This is a genomic window from Clostridium omnivorum (assembly GCF_026012015.1).
GTDB classification, from domain to species: domain Bacteria; phylum Bacillota; class Clostridia; order Clostridiales; family Clostridiaceae; genus Clostridium_AX; species Clostridium_AX omnivorum.
Window position 1 is genome coordinate 3846276 of record NZ_BRXR01000001.1, and the last position, 23428, is coordinate 3869703.

The following is a 23428-nucleotide window of genomic DNA, read 5'->3' on the forward strand; positions in this document are numbered from 1 at the left end:
GAATAAAAAATAAGGTGCTACCTTATTTTTTATTCTTTCTTTTTACAGAAAATCCAAATTTACCTATAGACTTTGAAGGCACTGGAAAATATTCACCATGGGAGTAGCACAATAAATTGGCTTTTTCTAAATGTATTTTTCCATTTTGATCTATCAAATTTTCTTCTACATGCACTGAAATTATTTCTGCAATAAGTAGATTATGACTTCCTAAAGGTATATTATTAACAACCTTACATTCTAGTGCCACTGGACATTGAGTTATTATTGGAACAGATATTTTTTCAGAAGGTTCAAGTTTAAAGTTCATTTCTGCTATCTTATCATTAATTCTACCAGACTTAACACCGCAATAATCAACTTTTTTAACCATATCGGCAGTAGGAAGATTAATTGCAAATTCTCCATTTTCAGAAATAAATTCATAGGATAATCTCTCCGGCCTAACTGCAATTGTAACCATAGGTGGTCTTGTGCAGGCAGTACCGGTCCAGCCAACAGTGAATACATTTACTTTTCCTTCGGTATTCCTAGAGGTTACAAGTACCACAGGAACTGGATTTAGCATTGCACTTCCTTTGAAAATTTGTTTGGTCATAGTGTATCACCCTTATCATAAATTATATACTAAAAAATCATATCAAGAATACACTTTAAATACAATAGGCTTGTCTTAAGATTTCTAAATAAAGACCTATATTTAGGTCTTTATTTATCCGCCTAGAGTAATATCTTGTTTATCATACCAAGAAAGTGCATCGTGTAGGTGTTCAGGTTTGAAATCTGGCCAATAATCGTCAACAACATAGAAATCAGAGTAAATTGATTGAACTGGTAGAAAACCGCTTAATCTTCTCATGCCTCCCCAACGAATAATTAAATCGACTCTAGAAACATCATAAGAATTTAGGTAGTAGCAAATGCTGTTTTTTATACTGCCCTTAATAGAACTTTTGTTTGATGCAATATTATATAAATCCCACTCCCAACCGTAATTTACAAGAAAATTAACTTTCATGCCGCCTTTTCCAAATTCTTTTCGTTTAGTGTAAGGTAAAAGCTCTCTTGGAAACATTGGTGAATCGGTATTTCCAACCACTAGGAGAGATGCATCTTCTTTAGCCAACATTTCTACAGCCTTTATACATGCATTTGTAAATGCTTTTGTTTGAATAGAAGGACGTTTTGTATTATCCATTGTAAATCCGTAGTATGTAAGCTCCTTTACTCCTAACTCCTTGCACATTTTGAAAAGCTTAACACCAGGATAAAGTCCCATATTGTAGCCCTTTTCTTTTGTTAGACCCATTTTTACAGACCATCTTCTGTTGCCATCAGGTATGATGCCAATATGATTAGGGATTCTCATATTATTCCTCCTTATGATAATTCTACTTGTATTATTACCACCATTTTCTTGCTTTATCCAAATAAAATTTTTAGTAAGCATATTAATTATAATTTTGCAAAAAATATAATTACAACATGAAAAAGGTGTATACAAAACAAGAAAAAACTCTTCAGTTAAATATTCCATAAAGCTGCAGCAGGACTTTGCACCAATAGATAATACAGCGATAAACACTGAAAGGAGGAAAGATTATGCAACTTAAGGGTTATTTTATGAGCATGGAAAGGGCAAACTTAGTTCTTACAAAATTAAAGGATCACGGTTTTAATAATTCGCATATTGAGATAGATAACAATAATGGGAACATACAAAGAAATTTAGCGGATACTGATTCGGCGTTTGGTCTCTCAAATATGCTAGTAGATTCAAGTGAAATAGGAAAATCACCGATTACTGCAGTAAGTCCACTAGTAAATGTACATGGCGGATTTACTGAATTTAGTGACGATAACTATAAAGTTGTTGTTGAAGCAACTTCGGGAAATATGCAAAAAGCAAAGGATATTATTAAAAACATGGGTGGAAAGTTCAAAGAAAATCAGGTAGTTATAGGAGGATATACTGAAGAAATAAGAGAGCTTAATAAAAGATTAAAAGATATAGATGTGTGATGTTCTAGTTTATAATATAAAAACTCCTTGTGTTAAAAACACAGGGAGTTTTATAGCTTAAATTCTTCATAGATACCCCATTTATCTTTTTCCCATCTTAACACTGTTATATTGTCAAAGAATGTATTAAAATGAAATTTAAACTGATTTGAGTAATTCCAAATTCCTTGAAACTTACCTTTAGGTATTTTTGAAATCAATGTACAGTGAAATATTCTTCCCGTGCCTTCATTTTTTTTCCACTCTAACCACTTAATAGTTTTAAGTACATCAATTAAATTATCATAAATTTGAACTGCAGCAGTTGATGGATAAACAGACATATAAACCACATCTTCTCTAAAATGACCATAATTCTTAAGTTCAATTGGAGCTTTAGAGTTTTGAAAACTAAATTCTTTAAGAATGTGCAATAGTTCATCAATGTTATCTGTTTCAAAAGGAGCTTTTAAAGTAAAATGACCTGGAAGTCTTTGACGCTTAACTTCGTATTTTTTGCATATATCATTTGTAAGATTTTCATGAAAATTTAATGCTTCATCACTTAATAAGCATGCAATTACATATCTCATAATAATCACCCTTATCTATTGTTTAGTTTTTTATTTAATAATATACATCTAAATAAAAGAATATGGAATAAAAAGCAATTAGGTGGTATAATTTGGTTATATCATAATTTTATGAATTTATTCTATATTATTAAACTTTAAATAATTTCATAAGTTTTTGGAAAATATATATTAGTGAATTGTCTATTTTATAATTAATAATATGAAATTTTTAGAATAAAATAATATATAATAAATTTTATGCTTTTAAAAAGCGGGAGGGATATTAATGCTTGGATATGGACTTAAAGGCAGCAAGGAATTTCGAAATAATGTAGCTTTAAAGCAGGTAGGACTTCAAGGAAACATTTGTGGTGAGTTTGTTGAGCTAAGTGTAAATCAAGTTTATGAAAACATAGGGGAGCAGAATATTGATGGAATTTACAGCTTTCCAATTCCTGATACCGCAGTAATTACTGGTTTTGAAGCTACATTGGGTGGAAGAACACTTAAAGCTATGGTGGAGGATCAGAAGGAAGCAGCTAAACTATACGATGAGGCTGTATTAAAGGGGATAAATACCCTATCCTTAGAGGAGCCAAACTCCGGAATGTTTCAATTCAGCATAGGTCAAATCTTACCGGGAGAATCTGTTAAAATAAAGTTATCCTATATGGATAGACTGATATATGAAAATGATAGTTTGAAGCTTGTTGTACCAGCAATTTTAGCACCAAGATCCATAGAGCATAATTCAAAGCAAGAAAATTACATACAAGATAATTATAAAGTGAGCCTAAACCTTTTAATTGAACCATTGAGCAAGTTAAAGATTGAATCCCCAACTCATGATATAAAAATTGAATGGGAGGAAGACATAAATTTAGCAAAGGTAACTTTTAGTGATGACTTATTTTCCTTAGATAAAGATTTAGTGCTTATAATGAAAGAGGAAAAGCTTCAGGAAGCTAGCGGCATGATTTATAAATACCAAGAAGATGGTGAGGAAAAAGGGATCTTATATCTTAGGTTTATACCCAAGTTAACCAGTAGTGAAGAGGAAAAACCTAATAATTATATGTTCCTTGTAGATATTTCCGAATCCATGCAGGGAGAGAAGCTTGAAGAAGCGAAAAATGCCCTTCAATTATGTATAAGAAATCTATCGGAAGGTGACAGCTTTAATATTGTTGCTTTCAGCTCAGAACTTGAATACTTTTCTGAATTTGGTAAAGTGCCATTTAATGAAGACAATCTAAAAAGAGCATCAGAATGGATTGAAAAGCTTTCTGCTAAGGGTGGGTCTAATATACTAGAAGCATTAAAGTACTCGCTTTCAGAAAGTAATTTAATAGGACACAGCACTGTTCTTCTTTTTACTGACGATATGATGGAAGATGAAAATGAAATAATAGAATATGTGGATAAGAATATAGGGGATAACAGGCTATTTACATTTGGAATTGATACCTCAGCGAACAGTTATATGATTAATAAGCTTGCTAATGTTGGATTTGGAAGACCTGAATTCATATATGAAGATGAAAGAATAGATGATGTAATATTAAGGCAGTTTAGTAGAATAGAAAATCCGCAAGTAGATATCACTGAAATTGACTGGGGAGAGGTTAAAGTCGAAAGTACTTATCCTAGAACAATTGACTACCTCTACGATAGGGAACCTTTTGCAATATTTGCTAAGGTAAGTGGAAATATCACGGGTAAAGTTACTGTTAAAGGAAAAGTAGATGAGAAAGAATATATTAAATCTATTGACTTAGACAGTTTAGATTTGGAAGAAAATGCTCAGCTAATATTAAAGGTTTGGAGTAGAAACAGAATTGAATCAATTGATGAGCATTTAAAGGGAGAAAGAGGAAGTACAGCTGAGGCTATGCATAATAAAATTATTGAATTGTCTAGAGAGTCAGGTATTATAAGTACTGCAACTTCCTTTGTAATGTTAGAACAGATGGAAGATTTAGTATTAGGCATGCCAATTACAAGAATAATTCCACTTAAAGCCTCTGAACAGACTATTAAAAATATTGCAGATGCAAAATTCATTGAATCACCGGGATTTGTATATAAATCTGCAAATAAGATAATTTCTAATAATGAAAGAAATAATCTTTTGCTTGATAAGAAGTATCCAAGGGAAGCTATTCTTAGAATTTTGGCTTTAAATCAATATGCAGATGGAAGTTTTTCAAATATAAATGAAGAAGATAATTATAAAAAAATAGCCACTACTGCCAGTGTACTGCTTGGATTTACAATGGGAAAAGAAGATATTCTGCTATATATGAATCAGTTAAATAAGTCTATCAAATACTTGCTTCAAAGCATTCAAAAAAATAGCAATGAATATGACGTACCTTTATATACAATAACAGCATTAGCTTTAAAGGCAGCGCTGGAAAAAGATATATTAAAGGGAACCATGGAGATGCTTGTACAAGATAGCATTGAAATGATTAAAACAAAGCTTGTGGGAAAAAGTAGTGAAATGGTCTTAAAGATACTTAATAGCTCTATAAGATCATCTTTAAAGGATATAGCAAGATGTCTATTTAAAGTATCAAAAGATGGCAAGTATATTGAAGAAGTTTTGAATATTAAAGATGAAAAAAATTCTATTGATAGTCTAGCTAAATTGTCAATATTAAAAGCTCTTTAATATTATGTAAAAGTTAAATTATAAATGCAAAAAACTGTTTATATTTTAGACAGTTTTTTTGCTGCGAAAAATTAGATAAAAAATAATTTATTAAAGTTAATTTATAATATTTTATTTTTATGAATAATTTATCTTTAAATTATAATAAAATCATGTTAAAATCACATTGGCGGTATTCTTAGGAAACCGAACATATTTAATTTTATTTATTTCGACTTATATCCAATTCGGAATAAGAACGGAGGGTTTTATGAATTACAATTTGAGCACACAGAATAAGTTTGGAACTAGACAGCTAACTGTCGTTGGAATGCTTTCAGGTATTTCAATTATGCTTGGATTAACTGGATATGGATTTATTCCACTGCCTTTAGCTAAAGCAACTATTATGCATATACCAGTAATTGTGGGTACCCTTATAGAAGGGCCAGTAGTAGGCATGCTTGTAGGGCTAATTTTTGGAATCTTTAGTGTCATTCAGAATATAACAACTCCATCATTATTATCTTTTGCATTTATGAATCCGCTGGTTTCAATTTTACCAAGGGTACTTATAGCAATTACTACTTATTATAGCTACAAAATAATGCGTGGAAACCAAGGAGTTAAAGCAGGAGTTGCTGCTGCTATAGGTTCACTTACAAATACCTTTGGAGTGTTAACAATGGTATATATCCTTTACGCAGCTAGATTTGCTCAGGCTAAACACATAAGTGAGTCATTAGTTGCTAAGACTATATATCTAGGTATTGCAGTGCCAAACGGAATACCTGAAGCTATTATTGCAGTTATAATAACTGTACCCTTAGTAATGGCTGTAAAGAAGATGAAAAAACAATAAGCAAAAAGACTAGTACTACTAGTCTTTTTTTATTTCACTATAAGTATTAAGAGCTTGATTTAATAATATACTTCTATTATTTAAATGAGGATTTTCGATTACAGCATCAAGAAGATTATTTAGTATAATCCCTATTGTCTTTCCTTTAGGTATTCCAATATTAATTAAATCTGTACCATCAATAGCTAAATCTTTAATATTCAATGGCTGCTGTTCACTTATAATCTTTGCAGCTTTTTCTCTTAAATCGTATACAATATCAAAGGTATGAGGTGGCATGTGAGCCTTTATATCGGCAATCTTGAGTTCAAAAAGACTATTTAGGTTTTCAGTTCCAACTCTAGCTATAAGTCTTTTAATTGATGAGGTTTTAAGGCTGTTATTTCCTTGCATATGTTCTTTAATTAAAATGCATACTCTTTTAATGGTATTATTATCAAAACGTAATCTTTTGAGTATTTTTTCAGCATCTATAGAGCTTTCTACTTCATGCATGTAAAAATGACCATTGCCATTTTCGTCCATAGTAAAACATTTAGGCTTAGCAACATCGTGAAAAAGAGCCGCTAGTCTTATTATCAAATCCTCAGGTGTAGTGTCTAGGACTAGCATTGTGTGTTCAAATACATCTAAGTGATGATGAGGATTATGTTGCTGAAAGCCTACGCACTTGTTAAGCTCAGGTAATATGTATTTGAGCAATCCAGTGTGCTGAAGTAATCTAATACCAATGCTAGGTTCACTGCACATAAGAATTTTACATAATTCATCTCGGATTCTTTCCATACTTATATTTTTAATTAGTGAATTATTAAGGATAATAGAGCTAGTGGTAGCTTCATCTAAATGAAAGCTAAGTTGTGTACTGAACCTTATAGCCCTTATCATCCTGAGGGCATCCTCATTAAAACGTTCACTTGGATTACCAACACAGCGAATAATTTTAGTGTTTAAGTCCTTTTGACCATGAAATATATCTACTAGAGATTCAGATTTGTTATAGGCCATAGCATTAATTGTAAAATCCCTTCTGCTCAAATCTTCTTCAATATTAGAAGTGAAAAATACTTGATCTGGGTGACGATTGTCAGAATAAGTACTTTCAATTCTAAAGGTAGTTACTTCAAAATGTTCATTATTAATAACCACTGTTACAGTACCATGCTTCAGACCTGTAGGGATAGTTTTATTAAATAGCTTCATAATCTGGTGTGGAAGAGCACTAGTAGTAATATCCCAATCTTTTGGAGATTTTCCTAAAAGAGAATCTCTTACGCAGCCACCTACAATATAAGCTTTGTAATTGTTACAAGTTAATGTATTTAATATTAATGCCACAGAAGGTGGTAATTGAATGTCCATAAATTTCTCCTTTATACTACTTTTATAGAATCAGTTTATCATAAAAACTAATATATGTTAAAATATAAATAATAATTCAGTGTCTTAGAAAGCGAGGAGGATATCAATATGTATGAAGTAATTTGTTATAAGGATAAATATGATATTTATGAATTGAAGGATAAGAATACAAATTCTTGGGTAAAAGTATGTCCTGAACGTGGTGGAATAATTATTGCTTATGGAGTAAATGGCAAAGAAATGCTGTATTTGGACTCAGATACTTTTTATGATGAAAAGGCGAATATAAGAGGGGGAATTCCAATCCTATTTCCAATATGCGGACAGCTTGCTAATGGATGTTATGAGTTTAATGGAAAAAGCTATACTATGAAAAACCATGGAGTAGCTAGAATATCTAAGTGGATAGTTGTTAATAAGGAAGATAGGGATCAAGCTTCAATAACTATAAAACTCGAAAGCAATGAAGAAACTAGGGAAATGTATCCCTTTGATTTTGAACTTATATTTACATATATTTTAAAAGATGGGAAGCTTCAAATATTGCAGCAGTACAAAAATAATTCAGATGTAAAAATGCCAATATATGCAGGTTTTCACCCATATTTTTATGCTGAAAATAAAAATGTTAACTATAGAACTGATGCAACGAAATATATCGATTTAAATGATAATAAAATAAAAGACTTCAAGGGTGCTATAGATTTAAGCAAAATGAAGGAGTCTGCAGTATTTATAAACGCAAAGAAAAGGAGCATTTCTTTTAGAATTGAAGAGCTAAACAGCAATATTGATATGCAATATGGGGAAGAGTTTAAATATGTTGTGCTTTGGTCAGTAGAAAATAAGAATTTTGTATGCGTAGAACCTTGGATGGCAATGACAAATTCCTTTAATACTAAGCAAGACATTTATTTCATAGAATCAGGAGAGAAAGTTAATACCTATTTAGATATTACAGTATCAAATTATTAAAATAAGGGGTAACCCCTTTATTTTTTTATAAACATATTTGGATTTATTATTTTAGCTTGGAAATAACTTATCATATATTATCCTTTGGTTTGAGTGTATAATAACCTTACTGAACATATTTTATTAGTTAAATCCTAATAGTGTAAAAAGTTTAGATACAAATTTATTTCATGGAGGGTGAGAATAATTATGATGTATTTTAATAGATTTCTTATTATACCAATATCTCTATTTCTTATTATTAATTCTTACTTTCCTAGCGTGGGAATAAGTAATGTTATTAAAGAAAAGCTAAATAGCTCTTATTTACAGAGCACAACTACATTAGAAAATAAATTAGAGAGTCCTGAAATTAATGATCCAGATTTTGAGTTTCAATGGGCAGTTACTTCTACTGAAAGTAATAAGGCTTGGAAGTTAGTAAATCAAAAGAGAACTGTAAAAGTGGCTATAGTGGATACAGGAGTTGATTACAACCATCCTGATTTAAAGAATAGAGTCCTTACAGAGCTTGGTTATAATTTCATAGACAATAATAATGATGTTATGGATGATAATTGGCATGGAACACATGTAGCAGGTATTATTGCAGCTGAAATGAACAATAACCAGGGAATTACAGGGATAGTAGGACCACTGGACGTAAAAATAATTCCTGTTAAGGTGCTTGATAAAAATGGACAAGGTGATTCACCTATTATAGCTGAGGGTATTAAATATGCTGTTGATAAAGGCGCAGATATAATTAATATAAGCATAGGGTTTAAGGTAAAGGACACTTATATTGAGGAAGCAGTTAATTATGCAAAACAAAAGGGAGTGCTGGTAGTTGCTGCTGCAGGAAATGATAACAGTAATTGTGATTCATACAGTCCTGCAGGAGATAAGGGTGTTTTCACAGTATCCGCAGTTGATAATTCTTATAATAAAGCAAGCTTTTCAAATTATGGATCTACTGTTATGGTTGCAGCACCTGGAGTTGATATTATTAGTACAGTACCTGATAATTCTTATGAGTATAGAAATGGTACAAGCATGGCAGCACCTACAGTGGTAGGAATTGCTGCAATGTTAAAGGCAGAAAATCCAAAACTTACTTCTGATGAAATTGAAAAAATATTGATTTCAAGTTCAAATGACATTATGGCTAAGGGTAAAGATGACTATTCTGGATACGGTTTTGTAAATGCCTATAAAGCATTGCAAATGGTGCAAGCTTTAGAAAAAGAGAATGTGTTAAATAAATTATTAAATATAAATTATACTAAAAAGTTTTAAAATGAGGAGAATATAATCTCCTCATTTTTAAATTCATAATTATGAACATATTAAATTAAAAGTTGTAATTGACATCATATAAAACCATGTAGGATTCTTTGTTATATTTATCGGTTTCCCCTGGTGCGCTGGTTTTTAAATTAGTTCTATATCCTATGTAAATCATTAATAATTCTATAGCAAGTATGAAAAGTAAAATAACTAATAATTTCTTAAATTTAGACATACAACCCCCCTAAAGTATAAATTGCTAAATAATAAAAAATTAGAAAACTTTATATATAGATAGTATATGATTTTAAAAGTTTTATAATTATCATTAAGAAAAGTTTAATAAAAGAAAAGGATGCACCTGCATCCTTTTCTTTATTTTTTATTTGCTATTTCAATATTAACTTTTCTATTGTTTAATTTCTTTCCTTTTGATTTTTTCATAAGAACTTCTATAAAGCGCTCAGGAATATCTATAAAAGAGAATTTATCAAGAATAGTAATATCACCAATTTCTTGTTTAGATATTTCTGCTGTTGAAGTAAGGAATTCTATAATGCTCTTTGGATTAACACCATCTTTTCTGCCAACAGATAAAAATAATCTTATTTTAGATTCAACAGATAAAGAGTTTTCGGTATAATCATAGGTAAGCTCTTTATCAAATATATTTTTCATAAGAGCAGCAGCCACGTCTACTAAATTGAATTCATCATCAAGCTCAGCAGCTAAAGGAATAAACTCTTTATAATCATCATTTAAAAGGGTTTCCTTAACTCTGTTTAATATATTTCTGTGTTTTATTTCATAAATATCTTCAATAGTCGGTATTTCTTTTCTCTTTATTTTACTTTTTGTAGTTTTTTCAATTTGTTTTAAAACTATATATTCTCTTGGAGTTACAAGGCTGTAAGCCAAGCCTTCTCTGTTTGCTCTTCCTGTTCTTCCTATTCTATGAACATAGGATTCAGCATCTTGAGGCAGGTCGTAATTTATTACATGGCTAACATTTTCTATATCTATGCCTCTTGCTGCTACATCTGTAGCAACAAGAAAATCTAAATTTCCTTCTTTGAACTTTTTCAAAGTATTCATTCTTTGGTTTTGCCCCATATCACCATGCATACCTTCTACAATGTAACCTCTAGCCTGCATACCTTCTACAAGCTCATCAACACCCTTTTTTGTTTTACAGAAGATGATGGAGCTTTGTGGCTCATCAACATCTAAAATTCTGCACAGGGATTCAAATCTATCCTTTTGCTTTATCTCAAAGTAGAACTGTTTAACAGTAGAAACTGTCATAGTATTTTTTACTATAGCAATATGCTTAATGTCGTCTTTCATATACTTTGAAGCAAGTTTTTTTATTTCGTTTGGCATAGTCGCTGAGAATAACATTGTCTGTCTATCCTCGTTTAAGTTTTTAATTACTTCTTCAATATCGTCTTTGAATCCCATATCAAGCATTTCATCAGCTTCATCAAGTACAAAGAACTTTATTGAGCTAAGCTTTAAAGTGTTTCTCCTTATATGGTCAAGTATTCTTCCAGGAGTACCTACTATTATGTCAACACCCTTGCTTAAGGATCTAATTTGTCTATCTATTGGCTGACCACCATATATAGGTATTAAACTTACTCTTGAAAATTTTGCTATTCTTCCAAGTTCTTCAGTAACTTGAATTGCAAGTTCTCTTGTTGGAGTAAGAATTAGTGCTTGAGGTTCACCTCTTTTAGCACTCAAGTTACTTATTATTGGAATACCAAAAGCGGTAGTTTTGCCGGTACCAGTTTGCGCCTGACCTATCATATCATAGCCTTGTAAAGCTACAGGAATAGCTTCGGCTTGAATTTGTGAAGGTTCTTCAAAACCCATAACATTTATAGCTTTAAGAACTGTTTCGTTAATACCTAAGTCGCTAAATTTAATATTTTCCATATTTTCATCATTCCTTTATATATAAATAATCGCATTTTTATTTTGTCCATTTCTATTTTAAATAATAATGCATAATTTTGGTAATCAATTATAAACAAATGTTTATATAGTTGATAATTACTATTAATCACAAAACATAATTAATCATAGCATAACATGCTAGTATAATCAATAAAATTAAAAACTTCTGAAAAGCAGTTATAAATAAAGCTCATCAGAAGTTTACCAACTAAGCTAAAAAACTTTTAATTTTTTTGTTCTTTTCAATAAAAAGTAGTAGTGGAAGACCTAAAATGTAACAAGCTGCGGATTCTCCTAAGGCGACCCATAGCATAGTTATAAAAAGTGGAACTTGAATAGTATATTTTAAAACGAATGCTACAATAACTGCATTTACTAGTACTGCAGGAAGTGGTGCAAGATAAGTTTTAAACTTTATATTACTTTTCCCAATATAATAGGTTATAAGTGCTGCAATTAGAGTTGCTAGAGAACCAAATACAATATCAATAATTCCAAGTCCACCAGCTAAATTAGAAACAATACAGCCTATAAAAAGTCCCCAAACCGCATAGGGTGAAAAGAAGGGTAAAACTGTTAGTGCTTCAGCTATTCTTACTTGAACTTGACTATAGCTTATTGGAGCAAACAATATGGTCATTACAGCATAAAGAGCACCAATTATTCCTCCAAATACAACTTGTCTAGTTTTGTTATTCATAAATAATTACCTCCATAGTTTTGATTTAAGGCAGGATGGTTACGAACTGCCTGTATTTTTGCATACTTGCATATTATAGCATCATTTTATGAGGCAGTCAAATAAAATTTAGCATGAGTGCTTAATTTAGGAAATAACTTGTAAGAGATTTTTAGTGCTTTGCGTTATAATTTATGTTATTATATAATGATGTACATTTGTTTTTTAAAAGGAGAATATATGGAGGAAAATATTTTTGATTCAAATATAGAAATTTTACCTAACGGTATAAAATTAATTACTGTGAAAAGGCAAACAGGAATGTGTTCAATTCATGCTGGTATAAAAATTGGATCGCTTTATGAAAAAAGCAATGAAAAGGGTATATGCCATTTCATTGAACATATGCTTTTTAAAGGTACATATTCAAGAACCAATGAGGAACTTAATAATGATTTAGAGCAAAGGGGTGGAGAATATAATGCATATACCAATTACGATAGTACGGTGTATAGCATAACAGCACTATGTGAAGAATTAGAGCCATCAATTGAACTTATGGCAGACATGCTTCAAAATTCTAACTTTCCTATGGAAGAACTAGAGAAGGAAAGAGGAGTAATTTTATCAGAAATAAGAACAAGCAAAGATGATATTGAAGATTACTGTTTTAGGAGACTTCATGAAATTGCATTTGATAAAAGTCCTTTAAGATATGATACCTTAGGAGATGAAGGAACTGTAGGTAGTTTAACAAGAAAGCAGCTTGTTGATTTTTATAGAGCATATTATGTCCCTAATAATTGTGTTATAACAATTGTTTCGCCATATGAACATGAGGCAGTTATAAAACTAATAAATGAAAACTTTAAATTATGGCAAGAAAAAGATTTTAAGAGGGAAAAAATTATAATAGAAAAAAATAATGAATGTAAAGAAATTACCTATAAGAAGGATATTGAGCAAGCTGCAATATCATATGCATTTTCTTTTCATAATTTAAATAAAGAAGAAGAGCTGGCGCTTAGAATCTTAAATCATAAATTTGGAGAGAGTTCAAATTCTATGTTGTTTAGAGAATTGAGAGAAGAGAGAGGACTTGCTTATGATATATATTCTGATTTAGATTTGACAACAAATGTTAAGATGCTCTACATTTATACTTCAGTAGTAAGCGAATCTGTTGATGAGGCTATAGAGGCGATAAAAGATTGTATAGATGAAATAAAAAATGAAGTAGTGAAATTTGATGAAAGTACCACTGAGTTAATGAAAAAGGTTCTTAAAACTGCTGTAACTGCTACACTTGAAGATTCTACTGATCTAGGAAACTATATACTTCATCAAGTACTAGAAAATGTAAGCATATATGAATTTGTTGAAGATATGAAAAACCTTGAAAAAATAGAAGCAAAAAATATTTATGAAGTTGCAAGAAAAGTGTTTGAAAATCCTTCTATTCATATTTTACTGCCTGAAATGGAGTGATTTGTTTTGGAGAAAACTATTACTAAAATAGAAGTGCAAAAGAGAAATAAAAATAGGGTAAGTGTGTTTTTGAATCACGAATATATGTTTTCATGCAGCTCGGAATTAGTGTATTCCTATAAATTAAAAGTGGGCAATAAGGTTGACTTAGAATATTTAAAGGAATTGGCTCAGGAAGATAATTTTTTATGCTGTAAAAATGACGCTATGCGCGTTATAGAAAAAAGCTATAAAACGGAAAAGGAAATGTATGATAAGCTTATAAACAAAGGCTACGATGAGTCAGTAGTAAAGAAAACTATAGAGTTTTTAAAAAGCTACAGCTTTGTGGATGATTTAAAATATACTGAGCTATATATTAAAGAAAAAATAAGGAGTCAAGGGAATAACAAGATAAAATATTCCTTGTTAAAAAAGGGAATTGATGAAAAGCTAGTAAAGGAAAAGCTAAGTCAAGTAGACAGTGACATTGAATATTCAGTTGCTGAAACACTAGCTATAAAAAAATATGAACTGATTAAGAAGACTGAAAAAGATTGTAGAAAACAATATAAAAAGTTGGGTGACTATTTAATAAGAAATGGTTATGATTCTGAGATAGTAAGCAGCATAGTAAAGAAAACAGTGGTTAATGATAACAGTAATGAAGATATTCATGAAAAAGACTCAGGAGAAATAAGTTTGCTTGCTCAAAAGAGATTAAAAGTGCTCATGAAGTCAGAGCAGGATCAAAAGAAATTATATAAGAAGCTGGCAGACTATCTATTAAGACGAGGTTATAGATGGGAAGATGTAAAGTCATCACTAAAAGAATTAATGGATAATGTAGATTTTGAGGAATAACAAAAAGCTAGGTATATATCGCCTAGCTTTTCTTTTTTATAATTTATTTAAAACCAAAGGAGTAACTTAAGTTTATTTTTTTATAACTGAGAACTTTGGAAGTCCATTTTCCAAAGGTATTTCTGGAGTACCCTGTATTAATGGGGAAATATATTCAGTAACAGCATCAGTTACATTGTTACCTTCCTTATTAATCCATTCAGTTGGAAAGTATTTTATATTATTTGCAACCTTTGAGGCTTCTATAAGGAAGGTTTCAGAGCTATAAGGACAGCTTGAATTTCTTTTAATAGCTACCATATCACCAGAACAATCCGTATTAGAATATTCTAATGCTTTTTTACCAACCATATATGCCTCTTCTATATCTGTATTAGAAGCACAGTGCATTGCACACCTTTGGGTTACTCCAAGCTCCAAAGTTTTAACTCTAGAGGTTATGGAGTTTTCTATTATGAGCTCTTTTAATGTATTGCATACTCCACCAAGCTGAGCATGCCCAAACTTATCATGAGCTGCACTAGACTTTTGTTCTCCTAGAAAATGTCCCTCTGCATCTCTAATTCCTTCTGAAGCAACTATAAATACTTGGTTCTGTTCTAAGAATTTGTTTCTTACATCTTTTATGAATTGCTCTTTACTAAAAGCAACCTCTGGCAGATAAATAAAGTCAGCTACAGGCTTTCCATTTATTTTGGCAAGGTAGCTGCTAGCAGTAAGCCATCCTGCATCCCTACCCATAGCTTCTATTATAAAAATTCCATTATTGCTATATACAGATGAATCTAAGTAGCACTCTAAAACAGTTGTTGCTATAAATTTAGCAGCGCTTCCAAAGCCAGGGGTATGATCCGTATACATAAGATCATTATCAATAGTTTTTGGAATACCTATAAATTTAATTGCTATGTTGTGTTCTTTAGCATAGCTGCTAAGGGATTTGACAGTATCCATGGAATCATTTCCGCCGATATAGAAAAAAGCTTCAATTTCGTACTCTTTAAATATTTCTATAAGCTTTTTATATTCTTCTTCGTTGGTGTTAAAATCCTTCATCTTATACCTGCAGGAGCCAAGTCCTGAGGCAGGTGTATACTTAAACCCTTCTAATTCATGGTATGGAATTTCAGAAAGATTGACTATTTTCTTAGCTAATATACCTTCTATACCGTTAAGTCCGGCATAAACATTATCATAGTAATTTAATTTGTTATTTTCATCCAATACTCCTAAAAAACTTGCGTTTATAACTGAAGTAGGTCCTCCTGATTGGGCAACTATGCAATTTCTCATAATATGATTAACTCCCTTCAATGTGCTTGTACATATTCAATAAATTAATATACAATAATATCGAATATTATACATATAATCTTCAAAAGTGGTCAATTAGTTTTAATTAATATATACTATAAAATTGTAATATATAATTTTGTGTTATACAATATGTTTTTGTTTCAATAACAATACTTTTTTTACCTTTATGTAAATAGAGTATAATAATAAAAAAATCAGTGCAGTAAACTGCACTGATTTTTTTATGCACTAAGAATTTCTTTAAAGGTATCAATTACAAAATGTATATCTTCTTTTGTAACCCAGTAGTTAGTAACAAATCTCATTTCTCCATTCTCGGCTGAATTTATTTTAATTCCTTTATTATAGAAGTCTTGTACTAGTTTATCAGTATCATAGTTAGTTTCACTCATATCAAAAAATACCATATTTATATGTACATTTTCATAATTAACTTTAATTCCAGGTATTTTTGAAAGCTCATCAGCTAGAATTAATGCATTTTCATGATCCTCAGTTAATCTAGCTCTCATTTCTTTTAGTGCTACTAAGCCAGCAGCTGCAAGAAAACCTGCCTGACGAAGCCCGCCTCCCATAAGTTTTCTGCCTTTTCTTGCCCTGTCAATAAACTCTTTAGTTCCAGCTAAAATAGAACCAACTGGCGCACAAAGTCCTTTTGAAAGACAGAACATAACTGAATTGCAATATTTTGTTATATCTTTAGCATCAACCTTTAAGTAAGCTGCAGCGTTAAATAATCTTGCACCGTCAAGATGGACTGGAAGGTTATGCTTTTTTGCAATACTATATATTTTTTCCATATTTGAAAGAGGAATTACTCTTCCGTTAGAATGAGCATTTTCAAGGCATATAAGTCCTGTGGAAGGAAAATGTATATCAATGCCTCTAATCTTGGATTCTACTTCATCAGGATTAAGTTGTCCGTTAGAACTTTTCAGTGTTCTAAGCTGAACTCCAGCTATAACAGATGGAGCACCAACTTCATGTACAACTATATGTGAATCGTCGCCTAAAATTACTTCATCACCTCTTCTACAGTGAGTGAATAGTGCTAGTTGATTTCCAAAGGTACCACTTGGTACAAATAGAGCTGCTTCCTTTCCAACTAATTCGGCTGCAAAACACTCAAGTTCAGCAACAGTTGGATCATCTCTATATACATCATCTCCAACTTGCGCATTATACATAGCATCTCTCATTGCTTGAGTAGGAACTGTTACAGTGTCACTTCTTAAATCTATAAATTTCATGTTAACCCCTCCTTAACTATATTATATATTTAAAATTAAATAAACTAAAGGTTTACATATGGTTATTATAAAGAAAATGGCCAAGGATTTTGGTGGAAAAAGAAATTGAGGGGCTTCACCACCAGTCCTTAGCCAAAGTGAGGGTGTGTATAATGGGGAGGAACATAAATATCTAAATAAAGATAATACGCATGTGTGATAGTTATAAATGTATTTAAGAAAAGTTTTAAATTAACTCTCTTAATATAATATGTGAAATAGTGAAAAATGACACAACTTATTTTATAAAATATTTGGATTGTTTTTTATATAACTATCAGCTATAAGTAATTGACCTAGAGAAACACCTCCATCATTTGAAGGTATCTTTGAATGTGTATAGACCTCAAATCCTAGTTCCTTTATAGCATTACTTAAATTACTAAGTAAATAGGAATTTTGAAATACACCTCCACTTAATACAATCTTTTTTATTCCTGTAATAGCACTAATTCTTGTACATAAATTTACTGAAGAATTAATTACTGTATTGTGCACTTTTGCAGCCATAATTGATTTATCAGTACCTGAAAGTTTATCTTTGAGCAGTTCAGCTATTGTTTTATCAAAGTTTATTTCATATATAACATCATCATTATCAATAGATTGATCTATTTTATAGTTATAGTGTTCGGAGCAAGTTTTAGCTATTGCAGTTTCTAATTCTATAGAAGCTTGGCCTTCGTAGGTAATATGATTGATGCCAAGAATTATGCTTGCAGCTGCATCTAAAAATCTTCCCATACTTGAAGTGCTGACACAATTTATCTTTTTATGGATTAGTTTTAGAAATTCAGCAGCAGTTTCACCGAAAAAATTTTCTACAACATTGTGAGAGAAGTCATAGCCAAGCGCTTTATATATATATGATATAGCCATCCTATAAGGCTCTTTTATTGATTTTTCTCCTCCACACAAGTTTGCGTAGGAAAGATGCCCAATTCTCTTGAAATTCTTAAAATTGCATATTAAGAATTCGCCGCCCCAAATAGCGCCATCTGTACCGTAACCAGTACCGTCAAAGCTAATTCCGATTACTGTTTCATTTAGCTTGTTTTCAGCCATGCAGCTAGCTATATGAGCATGATGATGTTGGACTTCAAGCTTTGGAATATCAAATTCCTCTGCAAAATGGGTTGAGGTATACTCAGGGTGCATATCGTGTACTAATAATTTTGGTTCGAAAGAAAAAATTGTTTTAAAATGATTTATATTTCTTTTATAATGCTCATAGGTTTCTAAATTTTCCAAATCCCCATTATGCTGGCTCATAAAGATATAGTCAGATTTGGAGAGCGAAAAGGTATTTTTCATATTTGGACCTAAACATAGTATTCCGTCTTCAGCACTTTGAATTATAGGCTCTGGTGCATAACCTCGTGCCCGTCTTATTAGTCTCTCCTTGTCATTGATGACTTTTACTACTGAATCATCAACAGGAATAAAAATATCTCTATTATGAAGTAAAAAATAATCAGCAATACTATTAAGATTTCTTATTGCAGATTCATTTTCAAATTCTAGTGGAAGTCCATTAACATTAGCGCTAGTCATTATAAGAACCTCTAAACCATTTTGGAATAATAATTCGTGCAATGGAGTATAAGGCAGCATTACACCCAATGTATTTTGGTTAGGAGCGACGGCTTCTGGAAGGGTATAGCCTGAATTTCTTTCTAGAAGAACAATGGGCTTACGTATTCCGGTAAGAAGCTCTAATTCCTTTTGATTCACGTTACAATACTTTTTAACAGTATTGATGTCTTTCATCATTACTGCAAAGGGCTTGTGTGGTCTCCTTTTTCTTTCTCTTAGTTCACTTACTGCTTTGAAATTTGAAGCATCACAACAGAGATGAAAACCTGTTAGACCCTTAATAGCAAATATATTGCCAGCTCGTAGAAAACTTTGAGTTTGCTTTATCACAGCATACTCATTGCAGTGAGGAGAATCTTCTTTTATCACATTCCCATTGTGGTCTGCTAACCAAATATGAGGTCCACAATCCTTGCAAGCATTGGGCTGAGCATGAAATCTCCTATTAGTAGGATTTGTATATTCTTCGTTACAGATTCTGCACATAGGGAATTTCTTCATTGTTGTTTTATCCCTATCATACGGAATAGACTTTATTATGGAAAACCTTGGACCGCAGTTTGTGCAATTGGTAAATGGATATCCATATCTTCTATTATTAGGGTCAAGAATATCCGCTTTACAATCATCGCACATAGCTACATCAGGTGAAATTAAAGTAATGCTCTGTTCTACTTTCTCGCTTTCTTTAATAGAAAAATCTGTATAATCAAGCAGCTGCTTTTCTTCGATTTCAATATTATCTATATAAGAAAGAGTTGGGGGATTATTTTTTAAGTTGTAGATGAATCTCTCAAGGTCAGCCTCAGATCCCTGCAAATCTATATAAACTCCTTCTGAATTGTTGTTTACCCATCCTTTAAGTTTAAGAGAGGTTGCTAAGTTATAGACAAAAGGTCTAAAGCCGACCCCTTGAACAATTCCAGATACTTTAATAAAAATTCTTTTGTTCATAATTTATCCTCGCTTTAAAGTGTCAAATAGTATTTCAAGTACTATTATAATTAATTATGATAAAAACTTAAAGTATACCTGTATACTAATTTAGTATATAATTAAATGAATGATTAACTTAGTTGTAAAGGAGCATTAACAATGGGGGAAAAGAAACTTGCACATATTTTGGCTGTTATAATAATGCTTATTTGGGGGGTGTCTTATCTAAGTATTAAGGTTGTTGTTGCAGAGATAAATCCGGTATTGACTGCTTTTTATAGATTTTTAATAGCTTCCATAATCTTGTTTATTGTTATGAAGATAAGATATCCTGAGGAAAAGATATTGAAAGAGGATAGACTAAAGATGGCACTAGGAGGACTTACTGGAGTTGCCTTGTATTTTTTCTTTGAAAATTATTCAGTACTTTTTACATCAGCATCTAATGTAGCTATATTATTATCTTCCATTCCTGTTTTTACACTATTTGCACAGAAAATAGTTTTTAAGGAAAAGATGACTATACCAAAGGTTTTAGGAGCTGCACTAAGTTTTGTAGGAATAGTAATAATAATTGTGTCAAAAGAAAAAATAAGTTTATTTTCAAAGGGTACTATTGGTGACTTAATGGCATTGGCAGCTGCATTAACTTGGGTTGTTTATAATATAATAACTAGTAAATTTAAAGGAACATACAAGAGTATAACTATTACTACATATCAAGGCATATGGGGATGCGTATTTTTAGCACCATCTTTACTATTTAGCAAGTTTACAATTCCATCAACTAAAGCTTCTTTAAATTTGATTTTTTTAGCTATATTTTGCTCTTGTATTGCTTATGCGATGTATATATACTGTTTGGAGCATTTAGGCGCTACAGTTATCACTACATATATAAATCTTCAACCAATTGTAAGCTTAATTTCAGCAAAACTTTTAATTAATGAAATTATTTCGGTATGGCAGGTGGTTGGAAGTGCAATAATAATACTAGGTGTTTTTCTAGTGGGATTTGGTGAAAGGTTTAATCTAAAGAAGTTTGAGGATTTAGTTTAGTGAGAAAATTAAAACTTTTATTTCATTAGGGTGTAAATATTGAAATAAATATGTTGTATGAAATTTAAAAGTTTGATAAGATAACAGTGTACTAGTAAAATTTAGGAGGATACAATCATGGGGGATAGTAGATTAAATAAACTTGCAAAACTATTAGTAAATTACTCTACAGAAGTAAAACCAGGTGAATTTGTTTTTGTTATGAGTGACGAAGTTGCAACACCATGGATGGTAGAGGTAGTAAAAGAAGCAGTTAAAGCTGGAGCACATGTAGAAACAATGTTAAATTCCGGCGATGTAGCTGAAGTTAAATTAAAATATAGCACAGCTGAACAACTTCAGCAGGAAAACTTCATAATGAAAAACACCTTAGAAAAAGCTGATGTTTGGCTTTCAGCTTGGGGCTCAAGAAATACTAAGTCAAATTCAAATATACCATCTGAGAAGTTGCAATTAAATGCAAAAGGCGCAACTAGCTGGAGAACAATATACTCCTCAAAGATGGGAGACGGAAGCTTAAGATGGTGTGGAACTCAATACCCAACTTATGCAGATGCACAAGAAGCTTCAATGAGCTTTAGTGAATATGAAGATTTTGTTTATGGAGCAGGATTATTGGATGCTGAAGACCCAGTAGCAGAATGGAAGAGAGTAAGCGCAGAGCAAGAAAGATGGGTTAAATATCTTGATACAAAAAAAGAATTGCACTTTATATCAGAAGGGACAGATATAAAGGTTAACGTATCAGGGAGAAAGTGGATTAATTGTGATGGTAAGGTTAATTTTCCAGATGGGGAAGTATTTACTTCACCTGTAGAAGATGGTATTAATGGATATATAACCTTTAGCTTCCCAGGAATTTATGCTGGAAAAGAAATTGAAGGCATAAGACTAGAAATAGAAAAAGGTAAAGTTGTTAAAGCCACAGCAAAGAAGGGTGAAGATTTACTATTAGCTCTTTTAGCTACTGATGAAGGGTCCAGCAATTTTGGAGAAGTAGCTATTGGTACAAACTACGGAATTAAGAATTTCACAAGGAATATGCTGTTCGATGAAAAAATAGGTGGAACAATACATATGGCTATAGGTGATTCTATGCCTGAAGCAGGTGGATTAAATAGATCATCAATTCATTGGGATATGCTTTGCGACATGAGAAATGGCGGTAAAATTTATGCCGATGGAGAATTGTTCTACGAAAATGGACATTTTATAGAAGGAATTCTAGAAAAATATAATTTATAATATAAAAGAAGGACGTCTTATTTAGAGGTCCTTCTTTTTCTTTTAATAGCTAAAGCTAAAATAATTAAAAGCACAAATGAAATAATAGATATAGATGAAATAATAATAAATTTATTTATATAGCTTTTATCAAAGTTCTTTGTAGGGTATATATTGTATGAATATGTAGTATCTCTATCCCTAACTTCTAATTTTCCCACAGGTGTATTCACATCTAATTTTCTTGGATCAAATTTATTAATTTCAAAGGATGTCTCATATTCAACATCGTTTTTGTATCTTAGTATATCTTCTTTTACCGTAAAATCAATTTGTATTTTCTTAGACAGTTTATTAAACGGGCTTATGTTAAATTTTGTATCACTGTTTAAGAAAGGAATAATACAGTATTCAGTGTCGAGAGTCTTTATAATGGAATTCTTTTTTATAATCGGTTCTTTTGAAGCAGCATAACTCCAGCTAATTATTTTTTCCATATCTTTAAAAACTACGGTATCATTTTTATCATATTCAGATTTTAAAACCACACCTAAAATTCTTCTTCCATTTCTTTCATAAAGAGCAAGAAGACATCTTCCGGCATCTGAGGTATAACCGGTTTTTCCGCCAATACAACCATCTTTTCCAAGCAGTTTATTGGTATTTTTAATAGTAATTTCTTGGTTAGTCTCAGTTGTAAAAGTGCTGTTGCTCTTCTTTATTGTATCCATTATCCAAGGATAATTATATACTTCTCTGCCTATAACGGATAAATCGTAGGCAGTCGTATAGTGATTTGGATCATGAAGCCCGTTGGGAGTTACAAAATTTGTATTTTTTAAATTTAGGTTTTTTACTTTATCATTCATAAGAATGGAAAAGTTATTAATATTGCCACTGATGTTTTCTGCTATCATATATGCTATATCATTGGCTGAATATAAGAGCATAGCGTCCATAGCATTTTTGGCAGTGAGTTTATCCAAAGCAGGCAGATCTAAAGAAGATGGTTCCTGCATTTTAGCTTTTTCTGAATATGTAAGGATATCACCAGGCTTTTTATTCTCTGAAAGCAGCATAGCGGTTACTAGCTTAGTTATACTTGCGGGGTAAAGTCTAGTATCAATATTTTTTGAATAAATTATCTCTTTAGTATCTACATCAACAGTGATTGCGGAGGTGCCTATTATACTTGGCTCTGTTTGGGCGGCAACTGCATTTTCACAGAAAAGACACATTATTAATAATAAAAAAACAATTATTTTTTTCTTCAAAACCATCTCTCCAAATTATATATTTTTCATATATACAAAGTATATTATTAAATGGTAAAAT

Annotated in this window: 20 protein-coding genes; 9 read left to right on the forward strand and 11 right to left on the reverse strand. The window is 31.3% G+C overall.

Going from position 1 to position 23428, the window contains the following annotated elements; all coding sequences use genetic code 11:
• Positions 1-22: 22 nt before the first annotated feature.
• Together bsdE14_RS18150 and bsdE14_RS18155 are read right to left on the reverse strand one after the other, a co-directional pair.
• Positions 23-598 carry a flavin reductase family protein gene (locus bsdE14_RS18150; protein WP_264851409.1) on the reverse strand — a complete coding sequence of 192 codons (576 nt, stop codon included), beginning with the start codon at positions 596-598 and terminating at the stop codon, positions 23-25.
• Between the two features lie 114 nt (positions 599-712).
• Complete coding sequence (locus bsdE14_RS18155) at positions 713-1369, reverse strand: undecaprenyl diphosphate synthase family protein (protein WP_264851410.1); 657 nt, start codon at positions 1367-1369, stop codon at positions 713-715.
• A 233-nt stretch (positions 1370-1602) separates the two neighbouring features.
• On the opposite strand from bsdE14_RS18155, the gene bsdE14_RS18160 reads away from it, so the two are divergent.
• The gene (locus tag bsdE14_RS18160; RefSeq protein WP_264851411.1) at positions 1603-2022 is read left to right on the forward strand and encodes a hypothetical protein; all 420 of its coding nucleotides are present in this window, start codon (positions 1603-1605) and stop codon (positions 2020-2022) included.
• A gap of 50 nt (positions 2023-2072) precedes the next feature.
• Here the strand turns inward: bsdE14_RS18160 and bsdE14_RS18165 are convergent, their stop codons facing one another.
• Positions 2073-2594: a 2'-5' RNA ligase family protein gene (locus tag bsdE14_RS18165; RefSeq protein ID WP_264851412.1), complete on the reverse strand. Its 522-nt coding sequence runs from the start codon at positions 2592-2594 to the stop codon at positions 2073-2075.
• Positions 2595-2862: 268 nt separating this feature from the next.
• Here bsdE14_RS18165 and bsdE14_RS18170 point away from each other — a divergent pair, with 268 nt between their 5' ends.
• Both bsdE14_RS18170 and bsdE14_RS18175 read left to right on the forward strand, forming a co-directional pair.
• Entirely contained in the window at positions 2863-5253 is a 2391-nt protein-coding gene (locus tag bsdE14_RS18170) for a VIT and vWA domain-containing protein (protein ID WP_264851413.1), read from the forward strand.
• A gap of 250 nt (positions 5254-5503) precedes the next feature.
• Positions 5504-6094: an ECF transporter S component gene (locus bsdE14_RS18175; RefSeq protein WP_264851414.1), complete on the forward strand. Its 591-nt coding sequence runs from the start codon at positions 5504-5506 to the stop codon at positions 6092-6094.
• Between the two features lie 18 nt (positions 6095-6112).
• Here the strand turns inward: bsdE14_RS18175 and bsdE14_RS18180 are convergent, their stop codons facing one another.
• A complete protein-coding gene (locus bsdE14_RS18180; protein ID WP_264852298.1) occupies positions 6113-7471 on the reverse strand; it encodes a CCA tRNA nucleotidyltransferase in 1359 nt (452 codons plus the stop codon).
• 93 nt (positions 7472-7564) lie between these two features.
• Here bsdE14_RS18180 and bsdE14_RS18185 point away from each other — a divergent pair, with 93 nt between their 5' ends.
• Together bsdE14_RS18185 and bsdE14_RS18190 are read left to right on the forward strand one after the other, a co-directional pair.
• On the forward strand, positions 7565-8431 hold the full coding sequence (locus bsdE14_RS18185; RefSeq protein WP_264851415.1) for an aldose epimerase family protein: 867 nt from the start codon (positions 7565-7567) through the stop codon (positions 8429-8431).
• A gap of 189 nt (positions 8432-8620) precedes the next feature.
• Positions 8621-9709 (forward strand): S8 family peptidase, encoded by a 1089-nt coding sequence (locus bsdE14_RS18190; RefSeq protein ID WP_264851416.1) that lies wholly within the window; start codon positions 8621-8623, stop codon positions 9707-9709.
• Between the two features lie 55 nt (positions 9710-9764).
• On the opposite strand, the gene bsdE14_RS18195 is transcribed toward bsdE14_RS18190, so the two are convergent.
• From bsdE14_RS18195 to bsdE14_RS18205, 3 genes are all read right to left on the reverse strand, one after another.
• Entirely contained in the window at positions 9765-9935 is a 171-nt protein-coding gene (locus tag bsdE14_RS18195) for a hypothetical protein (protein ID WP_264851417.1), read from the reverse strand.
• 140 nt (positions 9936-10075) lie between these two features.
• A complete protein-coding gene (locus bsdE14_RS18200; RefSeq protein WP_264851418.1) occupies positions 10076-11641 on the reverse strand; it encodes a DEAD/DEAH box helicase in 1566 nt (521 codons plus the stop codon).
• 229 nt (positions 11642-11870) lie between these two features.
• The gene (locus tag bsdE14_RS18205) at positions 11871-12362 is read right to left on the reverse strand and encodes a QueT transporter family protein (protein ID WP_264851419.1); all 492 of its coding nucleotides are present in this window, start codon (positions 12360-12362) and stop codon (positions 11871-11873) included.
• A 219-nt stretch (positions 12363-12581) separates the two neighbouring features.
• On the opposite strand from bsdE14_RS18205, the gene bsdE14_RS18210 reads away from it, so the two are divergent.
• Both bsdE14_RS18210 and recX read left to right on the forward strand, forming a co-directional pair.
• Positions 12582-13829, forward strand: coding sequence for a M16 family metallopeptidase (locus bsdE14_RS18210; RefSeq protein ID WP_264851420.1), 1248 nt, complete (start codon positions 12582-12584; stop codon positions 13827-13829).
• 6 nt (positions 13830-13835) lie between these two features.
• Complete coding sequence (gene recX, locus bsdE14_RS18215) at positions 13836-14672, forward strand: recombination regulator RecX (protein WP_264851421.1); 837 nt, start codon at positions 13836-13838, stop codon at positions 14670-14672.
• A 72-nt stretch (positions 14673-14744) separates the two neighbouring features.
• Here recX and bsdE14_RS18220 read toward each other — a convergent pair whose 3' ends face one another.
• The 3 genes from bsdE14_RS18220 to hypF form a co-directional block, all read right to left on the reverse strand.
• Positions 14745-15965 carry a 6-phosphofructokinase gene (locus tag bsdE14_RS18220; protein ID WP_264851422.1) on the reverse strand — a complete coding sequence of 407 codons (1221 nt, stop codon included), beginning with the start codon at positions 15963-15965 and terminating at the stop codon, positions 14745-14747.
• A gap of 245 nt (positions 15966-16210) precedes the next feature.
• Entirely contained in the window at positions 16211-17239 is a 1029-nt protein-coding gene (gene ltaE / locus bsdE14_RS18225; protein WP_264851423.1) for a low-specificity L-threonine aldolase, read from the reverse strand.
• Positions 17240-17521: 282 nt separating this feature from the next.
• A complete protein-coding gene (gene hypF / locus bsdE14_RS18230; RefSeq protein WP_264851424.1) occupies positions 17522-19828 on the reverse strand; it encodes a carbamoyltransferase HypF in 2307 nt (768 codons plus the stop codon).
• 141 nt (positions 19829-19969) lie between these two features.
• Between hypF and bsdE14_RS18235 the strand changes: the two genes are divergently transcribed.
• Both bsdE14_RS18235 and bsdE14_RS18240 read left to right on the forward strand, forming a co-directional pair.
• Positions 19970-20869 (forward strand): DMT family transporter, encoded by a 900-nt coding sequence (locus bsdE14_RS18235; RefSeq protein ID WP_264851425.1) that lies wholly within the window; start codon positions 19970-19972, stop codon positions 20867-20869.
• Positions 20870-20986: 117 nt separating this feature from the next.
• A complete protein-coding gene (locus bsdE14_RS18240; protein WP_264851426.1) occupies positions 20987-22114 on the forward strand; it encodes an aminopeptidase in 1128 nt (375 codons plus the stop codon).
• A gap of 17 nt (positions 22115-22131) precedes the next feature.
• On the opposite strand, the gene bsdE14_RS18245 is transcribed toward bsdE14_RS18240, so the two are convergent.
• Positions 22132-23373, reverse strand: coding sequence for a D-alanyl-D-alanine carboxypeptidase family protein (locus bsdE14_RS18245; RefSeq protein WP_264851427.1), 1242 nt, complete (start codon positions 23371-23373; stop codon positions 22132-22134).
• Positions 23374-23428 lie beyond the last annotated feature (55 nt).